Raw genomic sequence first — 20,724 nt, 5'->3', positions numbered from 1 at the left:
CTCCCACCCGGAGGCGAATCGTGGGGATGTTCGCAGTGTATTGAATACATCCCACCGAAATCCCTAACGAACGTTCGGGGTTTCAGTATCAGCGGTATATGAGCCTACCGCAGTCTATGCCGCAACCTCGGGGTCGCGGGAGATAACAACCTTCACCACGTTGTGCTCAGCAGCGTGGCTGAACAGGTCGTAGGCTTCCTCGAACTGGTCGAACGTGAAGCGGTGGGTTGCCATCGCCTTAGCGTTCAGACGACCCGAGCGGACCATGTTCAGCAGGTTACCGACGGTGTTGCAGTTGACCAGACCCATGTTGATGCTCACGTTAGAAATCCACATGGTGTTCAGCGGCAGCTCAACGGGCTTGCCGTGCACGCCGGCATTCGCGATGTTGCCGTAGGGGCGAACAATCTTGGTGCAGGTCTCGAAAGTCTGCGGAACGCCCACAGCCTCAATTGCCACGTCCACGCCCAGGCCGTCGGGGGAGAGTGCCTTAATCTTCTCGATGAAGTCCGGGTCGCCCGCGTTGACCTTATCGGTTGCGCCCAGCTCCAGTGCCTTGTTCATGCGGTTGTCGTCGAAGTCGACGGTGATGACGCGGCCGGCACCGCAGAGGTTAGCGGTCATGATTGCGCCCAGACCCACGGGGCCTGCACCCACGACAGCGACGGTGTCGCCGGGCTTGGTGTTGCCGTTCAGAATACCGATCTCGAAGCCGGTGGGCAGTGCGTCGGTGAGGAAGAGGACGTCCTCATCGGTCAGACCCTCCGGAACCAGGTGGACCGAGGTCTCTGCGTAGGGAACACGCACGTACTCTGCCTGGGTGCCGTCAATCATGTAACCGAAAATCCAGCCGACACCACCAACGGTCTGGCAGTGCGAAGGCTGGTTCGCCTTACAGTAGGAGCACTTACCGCAGCTGGTCACGGCGGGAATGATGATGCGGTCGCCGACCTTCAGGTCAGTCACCGCGGAGCCAACCTCGGTAATGGTACCGACAGCCTCGTGGCCGAGGATGCGTCCGTGGTCCACCTCGGGGCAGTCGCCCTTCAGGATGTGCAGGTCAGTACCGCAAATGGTGGTGGTGTCGACACGGGCGATAACGTCCGTGGGCTCAAGAATGGTGGGGTTCGGGACTTCCTCCCAGGCACCCTTCTGGTCGGGACCGTGGTATACATATGCCTTCATGATGACTCCTTCTTTGAAGCTCTAATGAGGGTGCAGTGACTGCTTTATCACTACATGTATCAACCCATAAGAAATATTTGATAGGTTGTATTTTCATTAAACCCGACGTGTTGAATTATGCGCTTTTATTACGCGGAGTGTATCTTTTGGTTCTTTAAACATGAACATGATTCACTTTGGGTATTTAAGACCTGTAAAAAACGCACGAGGCGCACCCCCCCCAAACAGGGATGCGCCTCGTGCGTTTACTCGTGCGTTTACTCGTGCGTTTAATCGAGAAAAGTTGGATTGAGTCGAGGTTGAGCTGGGCTTAGCTCTTCAACTGGATTTAGCTCTTCAGCTGGGCACGCGCTCGCGAACGAACCGCCGTCACCGCCCACACCAGCACAAAAGCCGCCACCATCGACAGCACAATCGTGCCACCGGTCGGCAGGTTAAACGCCCAGGACAGGTACAGGCCAACAATCGAGCAGATACCGCCAAACACCGGCGAGAACACCATCATCGACCCCAGTCGGCGGCACGCCAGGCGGGCTGCCGACGCCGGAATCACCAGAAGCGCCAACACCAGCACATTACCGAGCGTCTGCAAACCCAGCACCACAGAAATGGTTACCAGAACGTACAGCACAATATCCAAGGCAAGCACCGGCAGGCCCATCGCGCGGGCGCTCTCACGGTCCAGGCTGACCGTCACAATTTGGCGGTGGAACAGCCACAGCACCAGCAGAATAATGGCACCCATAATCGCCGCCTGGGTAATGTCCTCATTCGAAACACCCACAATCGAGCCGAACAAGAAGTCCTGTACCGACCCCGAATAGCCCGGCGCCAACGAAATAATCACAATACCTAACGCAAAGGACGCCGCGAAGAAAATACCAATCACGGAATCCTCGCGTAGCCGCTGATTCTGGCTAAAAATAGCCACCAGAATAGCCGTCACCACGCCCGCGGTCAGACCGCCCACCATCAGGTTGCCGCCCAGTACGAACGCCACCGCAAGACCCGGGAACACCGAGTGCGCCACCGCATCGCCAATGAAGACCATGCCGCGCATCAGCACGTGGCAGCCCACCACACCGGTCACCACCGACGCGAGCAGCACCGCCGCCAGGGCACGCGGAAGGAACGCCAGAGACGGGTTGAACAGGTCGGCAAGAAAATCGATAGGAGTAATCAACGGGCACCCCCGGTAGAAACAGTATGGGCGGGGGAGAGAGAATGATCAGAAGCACAGGAATCGGGCAGCTCGTGGCCGTACTCATCCAACGCACCACCGGCACAGGTGAAGCCCGTGCGGGCGTGGCCCTGCGCCTCCTCAATATCGTGACCGTGCAACCACGTATGCAGCTGCTCCAGGCTAAAGGAGTCCGCCGGACCATCCAGGTGAATATTGCCGCGCACACCGCACAGACGTGAGCAGGACTCACGCGCCGCCAGCATGTCGTGCGTAGACATCAGAATCGTGATGCCCTCACCCGCCAACTCACGGTACAGGCGAGTCAGAGTGGTCTGAGTCGGCGCGTCCACGCCCGTAAACGGCTCATCCAACAGTAGCAGGGAGGGGTTCGCCGCCAAAGCGCGCGCCAAAAGAACCCTCTGACGCTGACCACCGGAAAGCTCCGCAATGGAAGCATCCTGCAGGTGCAGGACATCGGTGCGTTCCATCGCCGAAAAAACCTGCACCCAATCCTTCTTCGCCGGGCGGCGGAAGAACCCAATCTCACGCACGCGACCGGTCATCACCGTGTCCTTAACGGTCAGTGGAAAATCCCACTGGAACTGGTGCTTCTGCGGCACATAACCAATATGCGCACGCGCCACACGCGGCGACTCACCCAGCACCCGAACCTGACCGGACGCCGGGCGAATCAGACCCAAAATGGTGCGCAGCAGCGTGGTCTTACCGGCACCATTAGCACCAATCAGACCCGCAAACTCGCCGCGCTCCAGGGTCAGGGACAGATCCTTGAGGATGGAACGGCGCGCGTAGCCGGCGTACAGGTTTGAAATCTCTAGGACGGGCCCGGAGCTTACCGATGACTTAGTACCCGCTGTTACCGATGCGCTCACGAACGGTCACCGCGCACTTCATCCAGCGCCTCACGCTGCGCGGAGGAGCGGCGACGGAACGAAAGGAACGCGCCCACGGCAATCACAGCTGCCACGCCTGCGGCAATAGCACCCCAGGGGATAGTGGACTCTGCCTTGTAACCGCTCTGGTCGCTCGCTGCGGAGGCAGAAGAAGAACCGGACGCCTGAGTACCGGATGCCTGGGTACCGGCGGCCTGAGAAGTAGCAGAAGCCGAACCTGAGGATGCAGAACCGCGAGCCTGCGCTTCCATCGCGTACAGGGCATCAGCGCTCGCAGAATCACCCACCGCAAACTTCAGGTAGCGGGTATCAGAGACGGTCGAACCGTCAGACAGCTCAGCGCTCGCGGTGACCTTCAGCAGGTACTCGCCCGGGGCGGTGAACACCCAGTTCGCGTGGGTGTGAGTGTTCTTCTCAACCCACAGCTTCTGCGGCTCACTCTTGGTCGAGGACCACAGCACCTGCGGCGCCGAGAAGTTGCCGTTCTCCAGATACAGGCTGAACGTGCCGGGGCCGCTCACCTGCTCCAGGGTCAGGTTCACGCCGCGGTTCAGCTTGGACACCAGCTGCGGATCCTGAGTGTTCCAACCCGGCCAGATCACGCCCTTAGTTTCGGTCTGCGGAATGACGTACACCTTAGAGCCGGCGGGCGCACCCACGAAGGAGTAGCGCGGGTCGTTCGGCACCTCAAGGATCGCCTTATCGCTACCGCGGTAGATGACCTCGTCCAGGCTGCGCCAGACGGGGGTTTCGCCGTGGTCGTCGTGGAGCATGAGCTCAAACTTGCCGTTATTGAAACGCGGACCCATATCCACGTGGCCGGCGGAAATTTCGGTGCGGCCGGATGCGACCGGCTGCTCCGCCGACAGGGTCTGGGTGAGGGCGCGCTCGCCGCGGCTGAGGTTGCTGTCGCTCGGCTGGGCGGAAGCGCTCTCGGCGGTTGCCGGGGTGGTCTCCGCGTGTGCTACACCCAGGAGTGCGAGCATGAGGCTGGCGCCCAGAGCCAGGGCGGGCAGGGCGCGGCTACGTGAGGAACGGGAGGGGGTGGTTGAGTTCATCATGAGGACTTCCTAGAATCATGACCGAAACGGTGTGTGAAAGATTATCTATATGCTAATACGGCTATATGAGCTTGTGGGTAGCTCAGAACCGGGTTATGAGGTGCTTGCCTCCGAGCAGCTAGCACCCGAAGAATCGCCGCCAGAACTAGCCCCGGAGCACAGCGCAATCGTGTGAGCATTCGCCAGCATCATCTGCGCGTAGTGAGGAGCCTGCGCATCCAGAGTGTCCGAATAGAGCACCCCGGTACGCACTTGAGCCTCCCGAGCCAGCTCCGTGAGAACCGGTGAACGCATCGCCGTGGACTTGTCCAGATAAATCGCTGGAACCTTCAAATCCTCGACCGTGCGACGCAGGCGCTGACGCTGCTGAATGCTCGGCTCACCGCTGGCGCTGGCACTCACAAAACCGGCAATGTGCAACCCGTAGGTGCTCGCCAGGTAGCGGTAGCCGTCGTGCGTGGTGACCAGGTTGCGTGCCGACTCCGGCAGGCCTCCGTACACCTGACGCAGCTGAGCGTCCAGGGCGTCAAGCTCCTTCATGACCTGCTCGGTGCGGGTCGCATACTCGCTCGCACCTTCCGGGTCGGCGGAGGTGAGCGCGTCACGGATGACCTGCACGCTCGCCTTTGCGTTCGGCACCGAATGCCAAATATGCGGGTCAATTTCGCCGTGCACGTGCTTGCCCAGAACGGCCTGCGCCAGCAGGTACACCTGACCGCGATGCTCCGAAGCACCCGACCGCAGGAAACGGTAGCTACCGCCGGCGGGCACCTCCTGCAGGGTGCGGGAGGGAACCGCGACCACGGTGCGGTTCAGTTCGTACTCTACGGCGCCCTGGGAGGAATCCGCGCGAAGCACGAGCCTGCCGTCGCCGGTGCGTGCCGTAATATCGGCGTGACCTGCGGAAAGAACCTTGATGTCCGAGGCAGAAACGTTCTGTTCTTTCGCCAGACGGTCCACCAGCTGTTGCGGGTCACGACCAACCGCGCAGTACAGGGTGCCGCGCGAAGAACGCACCGACTCCGGCGCATTGACCGCGGTGGCGCTCAGCTCAATGGCGTACTCGCCGGCATCACTAAACGCCCACGACAGGTGCGTATGCGCCTGCAACGGAAGCTCCAGCGAACCCATATCGCCGGTACGGATCGCGGTGTCCCCCTCACGGGTGAGGTTCACGCCGCGCGCATGCGAATCGCACAGCATCTCCACCGCACCGAAGGTCTGCGTAATGAACGCCGCCAACTGCGCATTCGACGAATCGGTAGAGGTGCGCGCCCGCACGCTCTGCACCTCAAAGCGCATGCCTGCATCCGAAGAGTCGGCGGGGGCGGACTCGTTCTGCCCGCCCTCTTCAACGCGCAAACCCAGCCAGATGGAGTCCAGGGAGGCATCCTCAACAATGGCTTCGAGCTTGCCGCCGTACTGCTCAATCTTCTCCGCAACCGCCACGGACACAACGCCTGCGGGCAGGTTCGCCTCAACCATTTTGCTGAGCTTACGCTGCTCCAGCAGCAGACCGTTCGTCAGGGCGCAGCGGGCGTAGGCGACATCGCGGATATCGCGCAGGCTCGGCTCATACGAGTGCGGGTCAGCACCGGCGGGCACCAGGGAGTGCACGCTGGCACGCTCTCCTGCAATCTGCTGCGCCAAGTCCGCCAGAATCGGGGTCGTGGCGACCACGCGCATCCGGTCGGAGGAGGCGTTCACGGTGCTGGCGCATCCGCTCAGTGCGAAGGCACCAGCCCCCACCCCCGCACCCACCGCAATACGGGAGGCGAGGGTGAGGGCGGTACGCCGACTATAAGCGTGTGCGCGGTTGCCGGTATGCCCGCTATGCGGTGTCACCGCTGCGGCCCTTTCGGCGTGCCGAACGCAAAATCATGGCACCGAGTGCCAGCGCCAGAATGGAGGTGCTGACCATGAACGGGTCGATGACCACACCGGTGTTCGGTAGCTTGCCTGCCGCGGCTGCCTTCTGGGCGTTCGCGAGTTCCTGGCTGGTCAGGGCGCAATCCTCACCGGAGGCGGTCTTACCGACGATGCGCACCTTGGATCCGTCGGGCTTGGTAACGATGCCGGTGGCTTCGTCGACGGTGCCGTTGACGGGGTTCTTTGCGGTGCTCTTCTCGCTGCCGTTGTTGGCGCCGTTAGCGTTGTTAGCGTTGCCGCCGTCCTGCTTGGTTTCTGCCCCACCCTGTGCGTTGTTGCTTGCCGGGGCGTTATCGGGGTTGCCGACGGTGAAGTGCAGAACCGATTCGCTGCTGACCTGCTGGCCGTTCTTCAGGCGTGCAGTCCAGCCGATAGTCACGGTGTAGCGTCCCTCAGCGGTGAACACCCAGTTGCTGTGCTGGTGGGTGTTTGCGGGCACCTGGAAGGAGCCGCCGCTCCGCGAATCGAAGACCTGCTGACCGGCGGAACCGAAGTTACCGGAGAGGAAGGTGGACATCGTGCCGGGGCCCTCAAAACCGTTGAGGCTCATGGTGACGGGGCCGTCGAGCTGCTTGAGCAGTTCGGGGTCCTGGGTGCTCCAGCCGAGCCAGGGCACGCCCTGCTGCTGGGTTGCACCAATCATGTGCACGGGGGTGCCCGCCGGGGCGATGTTCTCCATGCCTGCGGGCAGGTTGATCTTCGCGGCGTCATTGAGCACGAACTCGAGGGTGCCGGGGGAGACGTGGCGGGCGGGGCTGGTGCGGTCGTCCTTCACGCTGCTGGTGAGGTTGCCGCCGTTGAGGATCGGGCCTACGTCGAAGTGGCCGTGGGTGACTTCTTCACGGCCGCTGTGCTCGGCGGTGTTGACCACGGCGAGGGTGGGGATGCTGGTCGGTGCCTGGGCTGCCTGGTTGCTCTGCTTGTTGTCCTTCTGAGCGTCCTTGGAGTCCTTGGCATCTTCGGCGGGAACCTCGGTGGCGATGCACTGCTGGTTCAGGCTGCCGGGCAGACCGGAGGATAGCACGCCGCTACCGGTAATGCCGCCGCCGTTGCTGGGTGCGCTGATGTTCTGGGCGTTGGAGCCCTTTACGCTGCTGCGGGAGTTGCCGCCCTTGTTTTCACCCTTGTCGGAGCCGTTATTAGTGTTGTCGGTGCCGCTGATAGCGGTTACACCGGATCCACCCTGGGATGCCTGCTCACCATTTGCCGCTACCTTCGCGCCGTTCGGGTCGGTCACCTGCGCGGCATTCTGACCGTTCACGGATCCATCCACGCGGCGAATACCGGTGGATGCACTCGCCTCAGCAGATGCACTCGCCTCAGCACTTGCGGAGGTAGATGCGCTGGGGCTGCTGGTGGCGCTCTCGGTGGCGGTGGCGCTCGCCTCGGGGGTAGTGGTTGCCTCGCTCGTGGCTTCCTTGGTTGCTTCCTTTGCGGCGTTCTGCGCGTTCAGGAGCTTGAAGCCGTCCTCAGCGTTAGTGCCCACGGCGATGGTGTAGGTTGCCTCGGAGCTGACCGGGGTGCCGTCGGCAAGGGTTGCGGTGGCGCGGAACGTCAGCTGGTAGATGCCTTCGCGGGTGAATGCCCAGCTGAGGTGCTCGTGGCCGCCAGCGGTGATGGTGTGCGGTGCGAGCTGGTCGTTGGTGCTGAAGACGCGCGGGTTGTCGCGACCGGATTCGGTGAAGACTTCGGCGCGGCCGCCTTCGGGTACGCTGCTGCGCACGAGTTCAAGTTTGATGGTGTTGTCCTTGAGTGCGCCGGGGCGGATTCCTTCCGCACCGAGGCCGGGGTAGAGCAGGCCGCGGGTGCGGGTGGAGGGAATGTAGAAGATGTCGGTGCCTTCGGGGGCAATGTAGTCGTAGCCTGCTACGACCTTGGTGTGTGCATCCTCGACGTCGGGCAGGTGGAAGACGGTGCGGGCGGGGTTGAATCGTCCCTGCTGGCCGGGGCCGGTGTCTGCGAGGGTGCCGAGGGTGAACTGGTTGCCGTCGAGGAAGGCGTTGAGCATTTCGGTGTGTACGCCCGCGATGACGTAGTCACCTTCGTAGCTGACGTAACCGCGCGACTCGGTACCTGCCTGGGTGCCGGTCTGGTTTTCCTGCGCCTGGTTTTCCTGTGCCTGCGCGGCGGTGAAGGTGCCGACCTGAGGGAGGGCGAGGGGTGCCCCGAGTGCGAGGGTGCATCCGAGGGTGGTTGCGCTGAGTAGGCTCAGGGGTTTGGTGCGTCCTTGCATGGTGGCTCCTTGGATGACTGCTCGTTGGCTGGCGCGTTGCCCGATGTTTTCGGGGTTTGCCCGGTGCTGGGTCCGGCGGCCTGTTGCCGGTTTCCCTCTTGGGCTCGGGGTGCGCTCTGCCGTGTTTTTCTCTTTGTGGATGTACGTAGTGTGCGTTTTTGGGTGCGCCTCGGCGCACACGTGTTTCTGAGAATCACTATACTCACTTAGGTTCTAAATGACAATTATTTGCAAAAGAGCTACCCTAGAGGATAGAAAAATGAGAAAGGTTGTCATGAGCTCTCAGAAGCAGACCCAACGACGGGTCACCACACACACCCCCGCACTCTTCATCCCCGGCGGCAAGCCCGCCCTCCGCCGCGCAGCCGCATTCCTCTCCGCCGCAGCGCTGCTCGCGCTTGCCGGCGCTGCCCCCTCCCTGCCCGCTGCAGCAGGCCCCGACGACGGCAAAATCGTCACCACCAAGGGCCACGTTGACGCCCCCAAGGCATACTGGGACGAGCAGAACGGCACCTTCGTCCTCATGAACGAGGCGAACCCCTACAAGACCGGCGCAGACACCTACGAACTGGACAAGACCGTCAACTGGGTCGGCAAGGGCTACAGCACCAGGGACGGCAAGTCGCAGTACACCATGACCCTGGGCGACTCGCCCTCCCTGGCGTTCCTCGGCGAACCCGGCCAGACCCTCTACATGGCACCGCACCTGACCTACGGCAACCAGGACCCCATCTGGGCTGGCCTGGGCGCATCCACGAAGGTGCCCACCGAGCGTTTCCGTGACGGCGTGTTCGCTACCGACATTCTCTCCGTTGAGGGCCCCGGCCGTATGGAGCTCTTCCGCTACAACCCGGACGACGCCCCCGCCGACGTGTACCGCATGCTCTCCAGCAGCTCGACCGGCTGGCACTCCTGGCTGCTCGACAAGGGTAGCCACACCCACAACACCACGACCTTCACCCGCCCCGGCCGCTACGTGGTCACCTACCGCACCGTGGCGCGCTCCACCGACGGCCGCATTATTAGCTCCAAGCCGTCGAAGCTGGTCTGGCAGGTTGGCGGCATGCAGCCCGTGCTCGGTGACGGCACCCCGACCGCCGTACCCACGGTTGACCGCTACAATGCGGCACCCGTCGGTGACCTGGACGCCGCAAAGTACGTGCTGTCCGTGGCACCGCACCGCCTGGACGCCGACCCGGCTAAGAACAAGGACGCTGACGACAAGCTCAGCGACATCACCTTCACCGCCGCGAACAAGAACCTCAAGGGCACCCTGACCCTGTACAACAACGGCTACTTCCTGACCGACCTGCCGGTTGTGAACGGTACCGCCACCTGGTCTGAAATGCTCGGTAGCGAAGGCTCCCAGCTGCAGGCTGTCTTCACCCCCGACACCTCCGACGCGAACAGCGCGGAGGCGTCCCGCTGGATCTCGCACAAGCTCACCTACGAGCCCGGCCGCTCCGAGAGCGTGTACAGCGATGACGGTAACGGCTCCTGGCCCGAAGAAATCCCGGATCAGGCGAACACCGTACTCAGCACCCAGCAGTACACGCCGACCAGCATGGACTACGACGTGACCGTCACCCCGAACGGCAACGGCTTCAGCACCGTTGAGGTCCGCTTCAAGGACCCGAAGGTGCGCGGCTTCATGCGCGGCGGCTTCTACGCCCAGGATGACCCGGTCTACCCGTACCTCGACCTGGAAGGCTCCGTCGAGGATGGTGTGGCGCGCTTTACCTTCCGTGACGAGTCCTTCTACAAGGGCACGGCTCTGCGCGTGAAGATGCTGACCCACCCGGATATGAACGCTTCCGCCTCCACCACTGAGGTTGCGGCGAACTATGAGCCGGGCACCAAGTACACCGCGCACGGCGCTTTGGCTCCCGATAGCGCACCCATTAGCGATGCGCCGAAGCCCGCCCCGGTGGATCCGTCGCCGAGCGCTGAGCCTACCGTCGCGCCCTCTGCCGAGCCTTCTGCTGAGCCGAGCGAGGCTCCCTCCGAGGCTCCGACCGCTGAGCCCAGCAACGTTCCGTCGGTGTCCCCCAGCGAGGTTCCGACCGTGCCTGCGGTGCCGACCGCCTCCGCAGAACCGAGCGTGCCTGCTCCGGCGCCCTCCACTCCGGCACCCTCCAGCCCCGCGCCCGCGAACCCGACCCCGAGCGCCCCTGCTCCGACTAGCCCGGCACCGTCTGCACAGCCGTCCACCCCCGGAACCCCCGGTAACCAGTGCGTGCCTGGCCAGATTGACGGCCGCACCAAGATCTCGCACGGCCACCTGGACATCCAGGCGACCCTGAAGGACCGCCAGCTGTCCGTGGGTCTGCGTGATGACAGCGGCATCATTGACGCTGATTCGACCGTGCGCCCGCTCGATTCGGTCGTGTGGACTGTCAGCGAGAACGCCCGCCGTGTGCGTACCGAACGTATGGCTGATGAGAAGCTGAATTTCATGGGCCCGGTCGGTACCGCCTTCTACGGCCTGCCGCAGACCCAGCAGAGCGGCCTGCCCTGGCCCGGCTACAACACGCAGGACATCGACTACTCGCAGCTGCGCGGCCCCGTGCACCTGCACGTGGTGCCGAAGGTCATGCCTGAGGGTGCGCGCTTCGGCATGTTCACCGAGTCGCTGAACGGTGCGGATGTGCTGCTGGATTCGACGACCGGCAAGACCACGATCGACATTGATTACGCGACGCACGCGCACGCGAACTGGGTGTTCTCTGAGCCCGGCCAGTACATGTTTGACGTGCACTATTCTGCGACCCTGGCTGATGGTACTGAGGTGAACAGCCCGGTGCAGCAGCTTGCGGTTGCTGTGGGTAAGAAGGCGTCGGATGCGTGCTCGTTTGAGACTGCCGTGCCGAAGGACCCGAACGCGGCTGCGGACGACTTTAGTGGTGTGCGCCGTGTGGATTCGGCAACCCCGGGTGGTACCGCAGGTGCTAACCAGCCCGGCTCCGCGCAGTCTGGTGCCGCGCAGTCCGGTCAGGCTGGCGCTTCTGGTGCTGCCGGTGATGTGAACGCGCAGGGCTCCTCTGAGGGTTCGGCTGATGGTTCTGCTGGCGGCGTGTACCCGGGCGGTATTTCCGGTGGCGGTACTGGTGGCGGCTCTTTGGGTCAGTCTGGTGTGTCTGCCGCGTCGGGTGGCGTGAGCTCCCAGCAGGGCGGCCTGGCGCGTACTGGTTTCGGTGCGGTGTCTGTGGCTGTGGGTGGCGCACTGGTGCTTGGTGCCGGCACTGCGATGGTGCTGCGTTCTCGCCGCCGCGCTTCTTAGCGCTCGCCGCGTGAGGACACGCTGATACGGTGAAGCCCCCGCGGCTGAGAGGGTGACTCTCGGCTGCGGGGGCTTTGTTTTTAATTTATGAGGTTGTTATTCTTTGATTTCTTCAAAGCGGGTCGTATCAAAATCCCGTTCCTTTTTAGGTGATGAGTTTGCGACATGGAATAAGTATTTTTTACCAGGCTGAGCTGTTGCAACGTAGGCGGGAACCTTCCAGCCTTCTGGGGCTTCATACAATGTGAGGGTACCGCATTCTTCTGTCTCAAAAAATCCTTTTGGTCTAATATCATTCATACCGCTTACTGTGCCGCCGCGCTCTTTCGTATATGCCTTAGTTACGGTGCAGGTAGCGGTGATACCGTCACTGTCGTCACGCATATAATGTGGCACGTAAACATAGACCCAGAAAGCAACTGCCAGGATGATTATGATGCCAATTAATTGATCTCGTTTTATCTTATCCAATATATACACTCCTTGACGGTGAAGTTTTTAAGATATGAAAATTTGTAAATAGTGTAATTAAATTACCCAACTCAGAACTCGAACCATGGTCCAATCGTAGCCATTCGAAACATTTTCTTTGAAGCCGTTTCTTAGTTCAGAGGCGGTTTTTCTTGTCGTGGTAACAGGAGAATGACGGAAACCTTCTGCTCTTTCGTCACTTATTTTCATGGAACCCTTCAGCCCACAAACCGGCAGGCTACATATCGACGTCAGCAAGACCCGAAATCTCTTTTTGGCGCTTAAAGTACGAAATGACTTCATCGCGGTTATCCAGCTGGTTCACCTTATCCACGTCAGCCGGATTATCCAGATCAGGCCAGCGACCATACTCAATCCTGAACCGAGTAATGACCAAGAGATAGTACTCATCATAATTTTTGCTCAACGGATTAATACGCGCACGCGACTTAGTGAGGAACCACATCCTGCTAGCGGTATCTTCATCCTTGGACTCACTATAAACAACGCTATCAATCGAGCCGATGGGGCAGATCCTCGACCCGAGAACAGGGGTGTGCATATTAATACCCTCAGAAGAAATCTTCATGTACGTGGCATTGACATGCCACAGGTAGAACAAGAGGAAAGCAGTCATGAGTATGTATACAACCTCCATGAAAGTACTCGTCTCTGCCCTTTCTAATGACAGGGAATAGCATACAAGCGGGAAGCCCGGGATAAAGACAATAATGTACGCCAGTAGCGCATCGATACGACTAATGTAGATGCCTTCACGCTTCTTCTTCTCGTCACGGCGTCGATTGATGATGTAAGCGGCAAGGGTGAGAATCGTGAAAATAGTCGTGATGATGGAGCATACGCCCCAAAAGGTAATAGCAGATTCTTGAGACATCATTTAGCTATTCGCTCCTTCAATCGGGTTGGAGTCGGTGATGGTAGTGGAGTGCGCATCGAGGATGCGTTGCAGATGCTCCGGGGCGTACTCGCCGCCAGATGCTGAAGCACCCACGGAGGATACGGCTGAGGGGCGCCCGTAGGTACGGCGACTGCCGCGTGAACGAACGCCCCCTCCATCAGCGACGGCTAATCGTGGAACCAAATAAACCGGTTTACTTATCCATCTCGTAGACCCAGCCGCCAGCGTTGCAGTAACGCTTACCATCCTTCTCAATGATGTAGTAGCCGGGCTCGTGGTTCTCGCACTTCTGGATAACCTCACGGGCCTCTCGGTTAGACTTCTCAAGGTTCGCCGCACGAATCTGGAAGAAAGCAAAGGTCGCAATATACGCCACCAGAACCAGCACGAGAGCGGCAATCGCCATGCCCTTACCCTTGCCGGTGCCGTTCTTAACCATGACCAGAGCGATTACAGCGAAAATAATGGTCGGGATGGTCAGGAACGAACCAATAACAAGGATGCCGGTCAGAGCGGAAATAATACCCAGAACCAGTGCGGTTACTGCCGCCCACTTCTTCTTCGGAGCCTCGACGGGTGCGCCGTATGCGGGCTGTGCGGCGGGTGCCTGCTGGGTGAACTGCGGCTGCTGCGGTGCAACCGGCTGCGGGGTGTTTTCAGACATGAAAGTCCTCATTTCGTATGTGGTTGGTGATTCTATCGATAGGGTGCCACCCCAGTGGGCTGGCATTTCCTAAGGATACCGTAGCGGGAGAAATCCCTTGATGAGAGTAGATAAATGTATATGCACGCACTGTTGTGCAATGTCTACAATGAGAAATTTTTCTCGCAACAGGGCGCAGAGGGTGCGCTTTGCCGCGAAATAGTGTAATGTTCGAAGTGGTGCAAAGCACTAACGGTGCGTATTTGATATTCGCGTATCTAATGCACATCTTCCGGCAACTCAACGACGAAAGAGGAACATCGTGTCCGATCGCGTACTCTCATCGCAGGCAGCCAAGGATGCCATTACTGCTCTCCAGAACATCATCAATGGCGGTCTGCAGAACGAAATCAACAACCTCAACCAGCAGGGTAACCAGCTGAAGGACCCCAACAACTGGGACGGCCCCCTGGCTGAGCGTTTCCGCAATGACACCTGGCCCGGCGTAGAAAACACCCTGCGTAACCTGACTCAGGAACTGACTGACCTGCGCGAGCAGCTCAACCAGATTTCTACCGATATCTTCCAGGCAGGTGGCGGCTCCTAAGCCTTCCCTGGTAAACGCCGTTTACCGCCCCGCTCCCCGGCTACGGGGCGGTGAGCGGTAGGCGGCGTTTTCTGTTATTCGGTTATACCCACGTTGTTTTCCAGGCATGGTGTACATGTCTGTCTACATCTGTTTAATCACCACACTTCCGTACTAACCACACCGAAAGACAACAGAGCATGAATCTGAATACTGAAAAAGTCAAGTACGATGATGCTACGTCGGATGCCCTCGCCAATGCCTGCCGCACCGTCGCGCAGAATATTGATAATGCATTACCCCCTCTTAAGAACTCACTGACAACGGCTCTGGAGGAGTTTAAAGGTCACTACGCCGATGTTGCGGCGGCAAATATTGATACCACCATTAGCGATGGTCGTGATATCGCCAGCATCTTCCGTCAACTGGCTGATGTGGTGGATCGCCTCAAAGAGTCAGCTCATAAGGAAAATGAGAACCGCGACCTTATGTACCACTATGAGCATGACCTGGGTGGTTTCCGTAAATGGTGGGTTGAAACGTTCGGAGGTGAACCGCCTAAGCCGACATCGTATAAGCCGGATACCTCGATTGACACCACATCGCTAGGTCATCGTGAGAGTACTGAGACCCGCTCAGGGAGTATGACTGTTTCTTCGGCGCGCCCTTCGACTGTGCGTGCTCTCTCCAATACTTTGGCGAACCTTGGTACTAGCTTTGATGCTGAGCCTGGCAAGCTCCGTAACTTGTCTACAGAGTTTATGGTTAAGTGCCAGTGGGGCTCCGTCGATGCTGAAAATCTCATCAGCACGTTTGAAGCGTGGAATAAGTCGAACGCTAATGATAAGACTTGGCTGGGCATCGTAGCCGATACTTTTGAAAAGTACGGTAGCTCGAGTCAGATTATTACCGTTGCTAATTCCACTCTGGAAGGTGCAATTAGTGCAGCTGGCGTTAGTACTGAGCGCCATGATTTGGAAGTTCCAGCGCCGGCTGTAGTAGGAATGTCCACTACCAGCGGTTATGTGAATGACCCTGTGAACGTTGCAACCGGTAACTTCATTGAAGAAGAGACCGACATGGCGTTCTCCGGCGTGGTTTCTGCTTGCTCTGTAACTCGCATGTACAACAGCGTGGCTGTCTTCGGTCAGCACGCTGTATCCGGTGTGTTCGGTGCGGGCTGGTCCTCGAATATTGAGAGCCGTGTGCAGCTGAACGTTGAGAATGCTGTCTGGACGATGGCTGACGGTCGTGAGGTTACCTTCGACCGAATGATTCGTGAGGACGGCACCCACGGCTATGCTCGTGCCCCGCGTGAAGCGTGGTGGCTTGAAGAGCTGCCCCTTACCCAGCTGATGGGTGAAGAGGGCTCTATTGCTGACCCCTCCCTGCGCTATATTTTGCACGCTACGGACTATGACGCCTCGTCCCTGCTGCGTATCTCTGACAACTCTGGAACCCAGCACATTTTCAGCCTCACTGGTGTTTACCTGGGTATGAGCGCTGGGGCAGGTACTGCTGTCGCATACCTGCGCGATGAAGAGGGTCGTGTTCGCGCTATCGTGCATCAGCGCGGTGCACGTATCAACGTGGAGTACACCGAAGGCGGCCTTGTCGGCGCTATTCATTCTTCTCGTGGGCAGTCGGTGCGTTACGAGTACGTTACCCTTGATGGTCGTACCCACCTGTGCGCTGTACACGGTGACGCCGGTACCCGCCGTTATGAACATGACGCTGCCGGCCTGATTCACCGCGTGGTGGCTAGTGCCGGCGCTGTTGAGGTGACGAACTACTACGACCCTGCCGGCCGTATTACTGAGCAGGACACTGAATACGGTCGTCGTGTTCGCTACCGCTACCTGCCGAACGGTATCACTGACGTTTCTAACGAAGACGCCTCCTACACGAACCTGTGGGTCAATGACCAGTACGCACGCCTGACCGCCATTGTCGACGCGGAAGGTGGGCGTAGTAGCTATGCCTACGATGACTTTGGCAACCGTGTGAGTGTGGTAGACCGCGATGGTTCTCGCATTACCCGCTACAGCGATGAGCGCGGCCGTATTATTCGTGAGGTCACCGATGAGGGCGCTGAAACCCTCTTTGCTTATGACGAGCAAGACCGCGTAGTCTCCGTGGCAATGAGCGCTATTGAGACGGATCCGCGCGCTCGCCGTGCCGCCCGTCTGGCTCGTCGTGCCCGCCTGGAAGCTGAGGCTCAGGGCCGCACTCCTGAAGAAGCCGTTTCAGGCCAGGAGCCTGCCCAGAGCCCTGCCGTAAGCCCGATGACTACGGTGACTTACGAGTACGCGAATGATTTTGAGCGTAACCCTTCTTCCATGACCGATGGCAACGGTCATGTGACCCGTTTTGAGTGGGCTGATGGCCTGCTGCAGCGCGTGGTGAGTCCTGAGGGTGTTACCGTCTCCTTTGAATATGACGAGTGTGGTCTGCTGACCGGTATTCGTAATGCTGAGCAGCAGCTGACCCGTTGCGAGTATTCTGCTGCGGGTCACCTGGTGAAGGTTGTTTCTGCTCTTGGGCTGGAGACTGAGTTCACCTATGATTCTGCCGGTCACATGGTGTGCCGTCAGGATCCGGATGGTTCCCGCTGGCGTTTTGAGTATGCTGCTGGTGGTCGCCTGGCTGCTTCGGTGGACCCTGCTGGTGCTCGCACCGAGTACGAGTATGGTCCGAGCGGTGACGTTGTTGCAATGGTTGACCCGCTGGGTCGCCGTATGGAGCGTTCCTTTGATACGAACGGCAATATTGACCGCATTACCCTGCCTGGTGGTGCGCAGTTCAGCTACGCCTACGATGGTTTGATGCGCCTGGTCCGCACCATTGACCCCGCCGGTGGTGTGTGGACTCGCGAGTATGATGCCGCAAGCACCCTGACCGCGTTGATTGACCCGACCGGTGTGAGTGTACGTACCTCCGTCGATTCCTCGCGCAAGACCATCACCACCAATGATGGTGTTGATCGCGTGCGTATCTCGTGCGACCACCTGGGCCGCCCGGTGCGTACCGAGGTTCTCTCTGAGGATTCTGGTCCGCAGGTTAGTACCGATGCTGACGACCCGACTGTCTCCACGATGGTTTATGACGGCGCGGGTAACCCCGTGCAGGTTCTGGACGCTGAGGGCGGTCTGAGCCGCTACGAGTACAACGGCTCGAACCAGATGGTACGCATGATTTCCCCTGCGGGTCGTGTGACCGAGTACAGCTACGATGTGTGCGGTCGACTGGCTGCAACCTATGAGGCTGCCGGTACTGCTGAGCAGTCTGTGACTCGTTACGAGTACGACGCTGATTCCCGTCTGATTCGCCAGGTGTACGGTGACGGCTCTGAGGCACGCGTTCGCTATGACGCGTGCGGTCGTGTGCTGTCTATTACCGGTTCCGGTGTGGCTTCTCCGGTGTTCTACACCTGGGATTCTTGTGGCCGTGTGAAGAGCATCCGCGATAACAAGTGGGGTACTCGTTCGTTCACCTATGACGCCGCTTCTCAGGTGGTTGCGGTGACTAATGGTGCCGGTGGCGTGACCCACTACCGTTATGACGAGGCGGGTAACGTTACCTCCGTGATGGACCCTGCCGGTCGTATTACCAGCTACGAGTATGACCTGATGGGCAATGTTCTGGCGGTAACCAATCCGCTGGGTGTGCGCACTACCTCTACCTATGATGCTGCCGGTCGTCTGCTGACCAGCACTGACGGTAATGGTGCTGTACATTCCTTCGGCTATGACCGTGACGGTGTTCCCTGTTCCCATTCGGTGAATGGTTCTCTGCTGTACCGTATGGAGCGTGATTCTGCGCGCCGTACGATGACGACTTATGATCACGCGGGCGTTGATGCGTTTGGTGCTCCCGTGGTGACCGTTGAGTCCTACGACCGTTTGGGCCGTCTGGTCCGTCAGCGCCGTGAATTTGGCGCTCAGATTCCGGAGTCTTTCCGCACAGCCTACATGGACGAGACCGGCGGCTACGAGCTGTCCTACGCTTACGACGCTGATGGTCTGCGCACTGAGTTTGTGCACCCCCTGGGGTCGAGCGCTTATGTGTATGATGCTGCTGGCCGCATGGTCAAGCAGACTGACATTACCGCGTACCGTCTGGATGGAACCGCCGTTACCTCTGAGTCTCGTGTGGAGTCTTCCTTCGAGTACAACGCGGTAGATGCGCTGGTGCGTGCACAGGTGTCTGACCTGGCAGGCACCTGGGTTCGTGAGTTTGGTTACCGTGGTGCGCACATGACCTCTGTGACCGAGCAGCCCGCTGTGGCAGACTCGGCTGTGGCAGACTCTTCTGAGGCTCTGCACACTGAGATTATTCGTGATGATTTGGGTCGTATTAGCGGTGTGGATTCGCCCGCTGGTCTGGTCATGTACACCTACACTGACGCACAGATGCTCTCTTCTGCCGTTCGCGGTACCGAGACTCTGCGTTGGACCTATGATGCTGCTGGTGCGCTGGTGCGTGTTGAGTACTTTGATAGCGCTCAGCCTGAGAATGCTTGGGTGAAGGTGCTGGTCACTGATGAGGGTGCCCGTGTTCGTGCAGTATGCCTCTACAGTGTGCAGGATGAGGCGAAGACCGACTCCCAGTCGGCTGAGTTTGCCTCTGCTGTTGAGGATGCTCAGGCGTGGCTTCCGCAGTGCCCGGAGTCTGTGGAACTTGAGGGCGTCACTTTGGTGCCGGTCTCGACGAGCGTGTTCTCGTATGACGGTAACGATTCGCGTCTTCTGCAGGTTTCTTCGGATGGTTCTGGCTCGTCCCTGACCTATGGTGCGGCCGGGTTTGTGAACTCGGTGGCCTCGTGGGGTTCTGCTGACGATTCTGCTGTGTCCTTCTCGCTGCTGTGTGCATCTACTGATGGTCGTGTGCTTGCTGCCGGTGGTGTGCCTGCTGGTGTACCCGAGTTTGGCGTACCCTCAACCGGTGCTGGTGCCGCTGCTGGTTCTGTGGCTGGTTTTGCTGCTTCGGTGATGCACCCGCTGGTGTGGGATGAGAATTCGTTTGTTCCGCGTGTGCTGGGTGTGGCTGGCTCGTCGATGCCTTCTGTGGGTTCGTTGGTGCCTGGTGCCGGTTCTGGTGCCGGTCTGCTGGATCCGTATGGTTGGGCTTCTTTGGGTGTTGCTGCCCCTGCTGTGCCTTCTGCTCAGGGTGCTCCTGCTGGTGGTGTGCCTGTGTTGCCGGATTCGCTGGTTGGTGTTTCTGCGGCTTCGGGTGTGGTGCTGGGTTCTACTGGTTTTGAGGTGCTTGGTGCCCGCGTGGTGGATTCGCGTGTGGCTCGCTTTACGGCACCTGATCCCCTGAGCGCACCGGTGGGTGCTGGTTGGGGTGCTGATCCGTTCTCGCTGGTGGGTGGTAACCCGGTTTCTTTGGTGGATCCGTGGGGTTTGTCGCCGGTGTCGGTGGAGGACTTTGAGAAGTATCGTGAGCAGAAGGGCTCTTCTGGTATTACCGGTTGGGTCAAGAGGACGGCAACAAATGTTGCTAATGGTGCAGTAACTTTGTGGAATCAAGGTAAGAAGTTGTATCAGGCTGCTACTAACTCTGCAAAGGACCTATGGAATAAAGCAACAACAGCTGTTAAGGTCGGTTGGGACAAGACTAAGAAGTGGGTCGGGGAAAACTGGGAGTACTTGGCTGGTGGTGCGATGGTCATTGCTGGAATAGGCTTGGGTGCTCTATCTGTTGCTGGTGGGCCTCTAACTATGGTTCTGGTAGGTGCTCTATCGGGGGCAGTTTCTAGCGCTGGTATGTCTATGATTACCCAAAAGGCACAGAAGGGGTCTGTGGACACGGGGGAGGTGCTGAAAGATGCGGCGATTGGTGCCGTAGTTGGTGGCATTACCGGCGGTATTGGTGGTCGTATTTTGGCTGGTGCTAAGCAGGCTGCTGGCGTGGTTACGAAGCCTAATTGGGCTACTGGTCCCGTTGCCAAAATCACTGATTGGAAATGGGCGAATAATCTGATTCGTAAGCCTGTTGATTACAAGCCTCTGGCAGGTTTGAAGGGCACTTCAGGGGTGGCTGATGATGTTGCTATGATGGCTCCTGCGCGAGAGGCTAAGGAGTTTATGTCGAAGCAGGTTGCACGATTCATGGCTCCCGGCGAACATACAATGTTTGTCTCTCGTGGTTGGTGGCATAATCTAGCTGTGTCGCAGGTGACTACTATGCAACCTATTAAGTTTGCAGTTAATTATGCTGTGGGTGGTCTTGTTGCTGGTGCGTCTTCTGTAGCAACATCGACGATGCATACTGCTGAGGATGTATGGCGTAACATCCACAAGAAATAGATTGATAAG

At 59.3% G+C, this 20,724-nt stretch carries 12 protein-coding genes; 3 read left to right on the top strand and 9 right to left on the bottom strand.

Annotation, left to right across the window (positions count from 1 at the left end; translation table 11 throughout):
* Positions 1–114: 114 nt before the first annotated feature.
* The 6 genes from RM6536_RS03575 to RM6536_RS03550 all read right to left on the bottom strand — a co-directional run bounded on the left by RM6536_RS03575 (position 115) and on the right by RM6536_RS03550 (position 8,505).
* Complete coding sequence (locus RM6536_RS03575; RefSeq protein WP_060824075.1) at positions 115–1,185, bottom strand: alcohol dehydrogenase catalytic domain-containing protein; 1,071 nt, start codon at positions 1,183–1,185, stop codon at positions 115–117.
* 328 nt (positions 1,186–1,513) lie between these two features.
* Positions 1,514–2,368, bottom strand: a complete 855-nt coding sequence (locus RM6536_RS03570; RefSeq protein ID WP_060824074.1) for an anchored repeat-type ABC transporter permease subunit — start codon at positions 2,366–2,368, stop codon at positions 1,514–1,516.
* Positions 2,365–3,261, bottom strand: coding sequence for a metal ABC transporter ATP-binding protein (locus RM6536_RS03565; RefSeq protein WP_060824073.1), 897 nt, complete (start codon positions 3,259–3,261; stop codon positions 2,365–2,367). The genes RM6536_RS03570 and RM6536_RS03565 overlap by 4 nt, the downstream gene beginning before the upstream one ends.
* Positions 3,258–4,343, bottom strand: a complete 1,086-nt coding sequence (locus RM6536_RS03560; protein ID WP_060824072.1) for a TIGR03773 family transporter-associated surface protein — start codon at positions 4,341–4,343, stop codon at positions 3,258–3,260. Before RM6536_RS03560 ends, RM6536_RS03565 begins: the two co-directional genes overlap by 4 nt.
* Before the next feature lie 93 nt (positions 4,344–4,436).
* Positions 4,437–6,188: an anchored repeat ABC transporter, substrate-binding protein gene (locus tag RM6536_RS03555; protein WP_060824071.1), complete on the bottom strand. Its 1,752-nt coding sequence runs from the start codon at positions 6,186–6,188 to the stop codon at positions 4,437–4,439.
* The gene (locus tag RM6536_RS03550; protein ID WP_060824070.1) at positions 6,175–8,505 is read right to left on the bottom strand and encodes a TIGR03773 family transporter-associated surface protein; all 2,331 of its coding nucleotides are present in this window, start codon (positions 8,503–8,505) and stop codon (positions 6,175–6,177) included. Before RM6536_RS03550 ends, RM6536_RS03555 begins: the two co-directional genes overlap by 14 nt.
* A 274-nt stretch (positions 8,506–8,779) precedes the next feature.
* Between RM6536_RS03550 and RM6536_RS03545 the strand changes: the two genes are divergently transcribed.
* Positions 8,780–11,785, top strand: a complete 3,006-nt coding sequence (locus tag RM6536_RS03545) for a choice-of-anchor M domain-containing protein (RefSeq protein WP_060824069.1) — start codon at positions 8,780–8,782, stop codon at positions 11,783–11,785.
* A 96-nt stretch (positions 11,786–11,881) separates the two neighbouring features.
* Here the strand turns inward: RM6536_RS03545 and RM6536_RS03540 are convergent, their stop codons facing one another.
* The 3 genes from RM6536_RS03540 to RM6536_RS03530 all read right to left on the bottom strand — a co-directional run bounded on the left by RM6536_RS03540 (position 11,882) and on the right by RM6536_RS03530 (position 13,839).
* Complete coding sequence (locus RM6536_RS03540) at positions 11,882–12,256, bottom strand: hypothetical protein (protein WP_049338169.1); 375 nt, start codon at positions 12,254–12,256, stop codon at positions 11,882–11,884.
* Positions 12,257–12,494: 238 nt separating this feature from the next.
* Entirely contained in the window at positions 12,495–13,154 is a 660-nt protein-coding gene (locus tag RM6536_RS03535) for a hypothetical protein (protein ID WP_049338168.1), read from the bottom strand.
* A gap of 214 nt (positions 13,155–13,368) precedes the next feature.
* Positions 13,369–13,839, bottom strand: coding sequence for a DUF4190 domain-containing protein (locus RM6536_RS03530; protein WP_049338167.1), 471 nt, complete (start codon positions 13,837–13,839; stop codon positions 13,369–13,371).
* 301 nt (positions 13,840–14,140) lie between these two features.
* On the opposite strand from RM6536_RS03530, the gene RM6536_RS03525 reads away from it, so the two are divergent.
* A complete protein-coding gene (locus tag RM6536_RS03525) occupies positions 14,141–14,425 on the top strand; it encodes a pyrophosphorylase (RefSeq protein WP_005507345.1) in 285 nt (94 codons plus the stop codon).
* Between the two features lie 179 nt (positions 14,426–14,604).
* Positions 14,605–20,715, top strand: a complete 6,111-nt coding sequence (locus RM6536_RS03520) for a DUF6531 domain-containing protein (RefSeq protein ID WP_231917994.1) — start codon at positions 14,605–14,607, stop codon at positions 20,713–20,715.
* The last annotated feature ends 9 nt before the right edge of the window (positions 20,716–20,724 follow it).

This window comes from Rothia mucilaginosa, assembly GCF_001548235.1.
Classification (GTDB): Bacteria; Actinomycetota; Actinomycetes; order Actinomycetales; family Micrococcaceae; genus Rothia; species Rothia mucilaginosa_B.
This window is presented reverse-complemented; position numbering and strand designations above follow the sequence as displayed.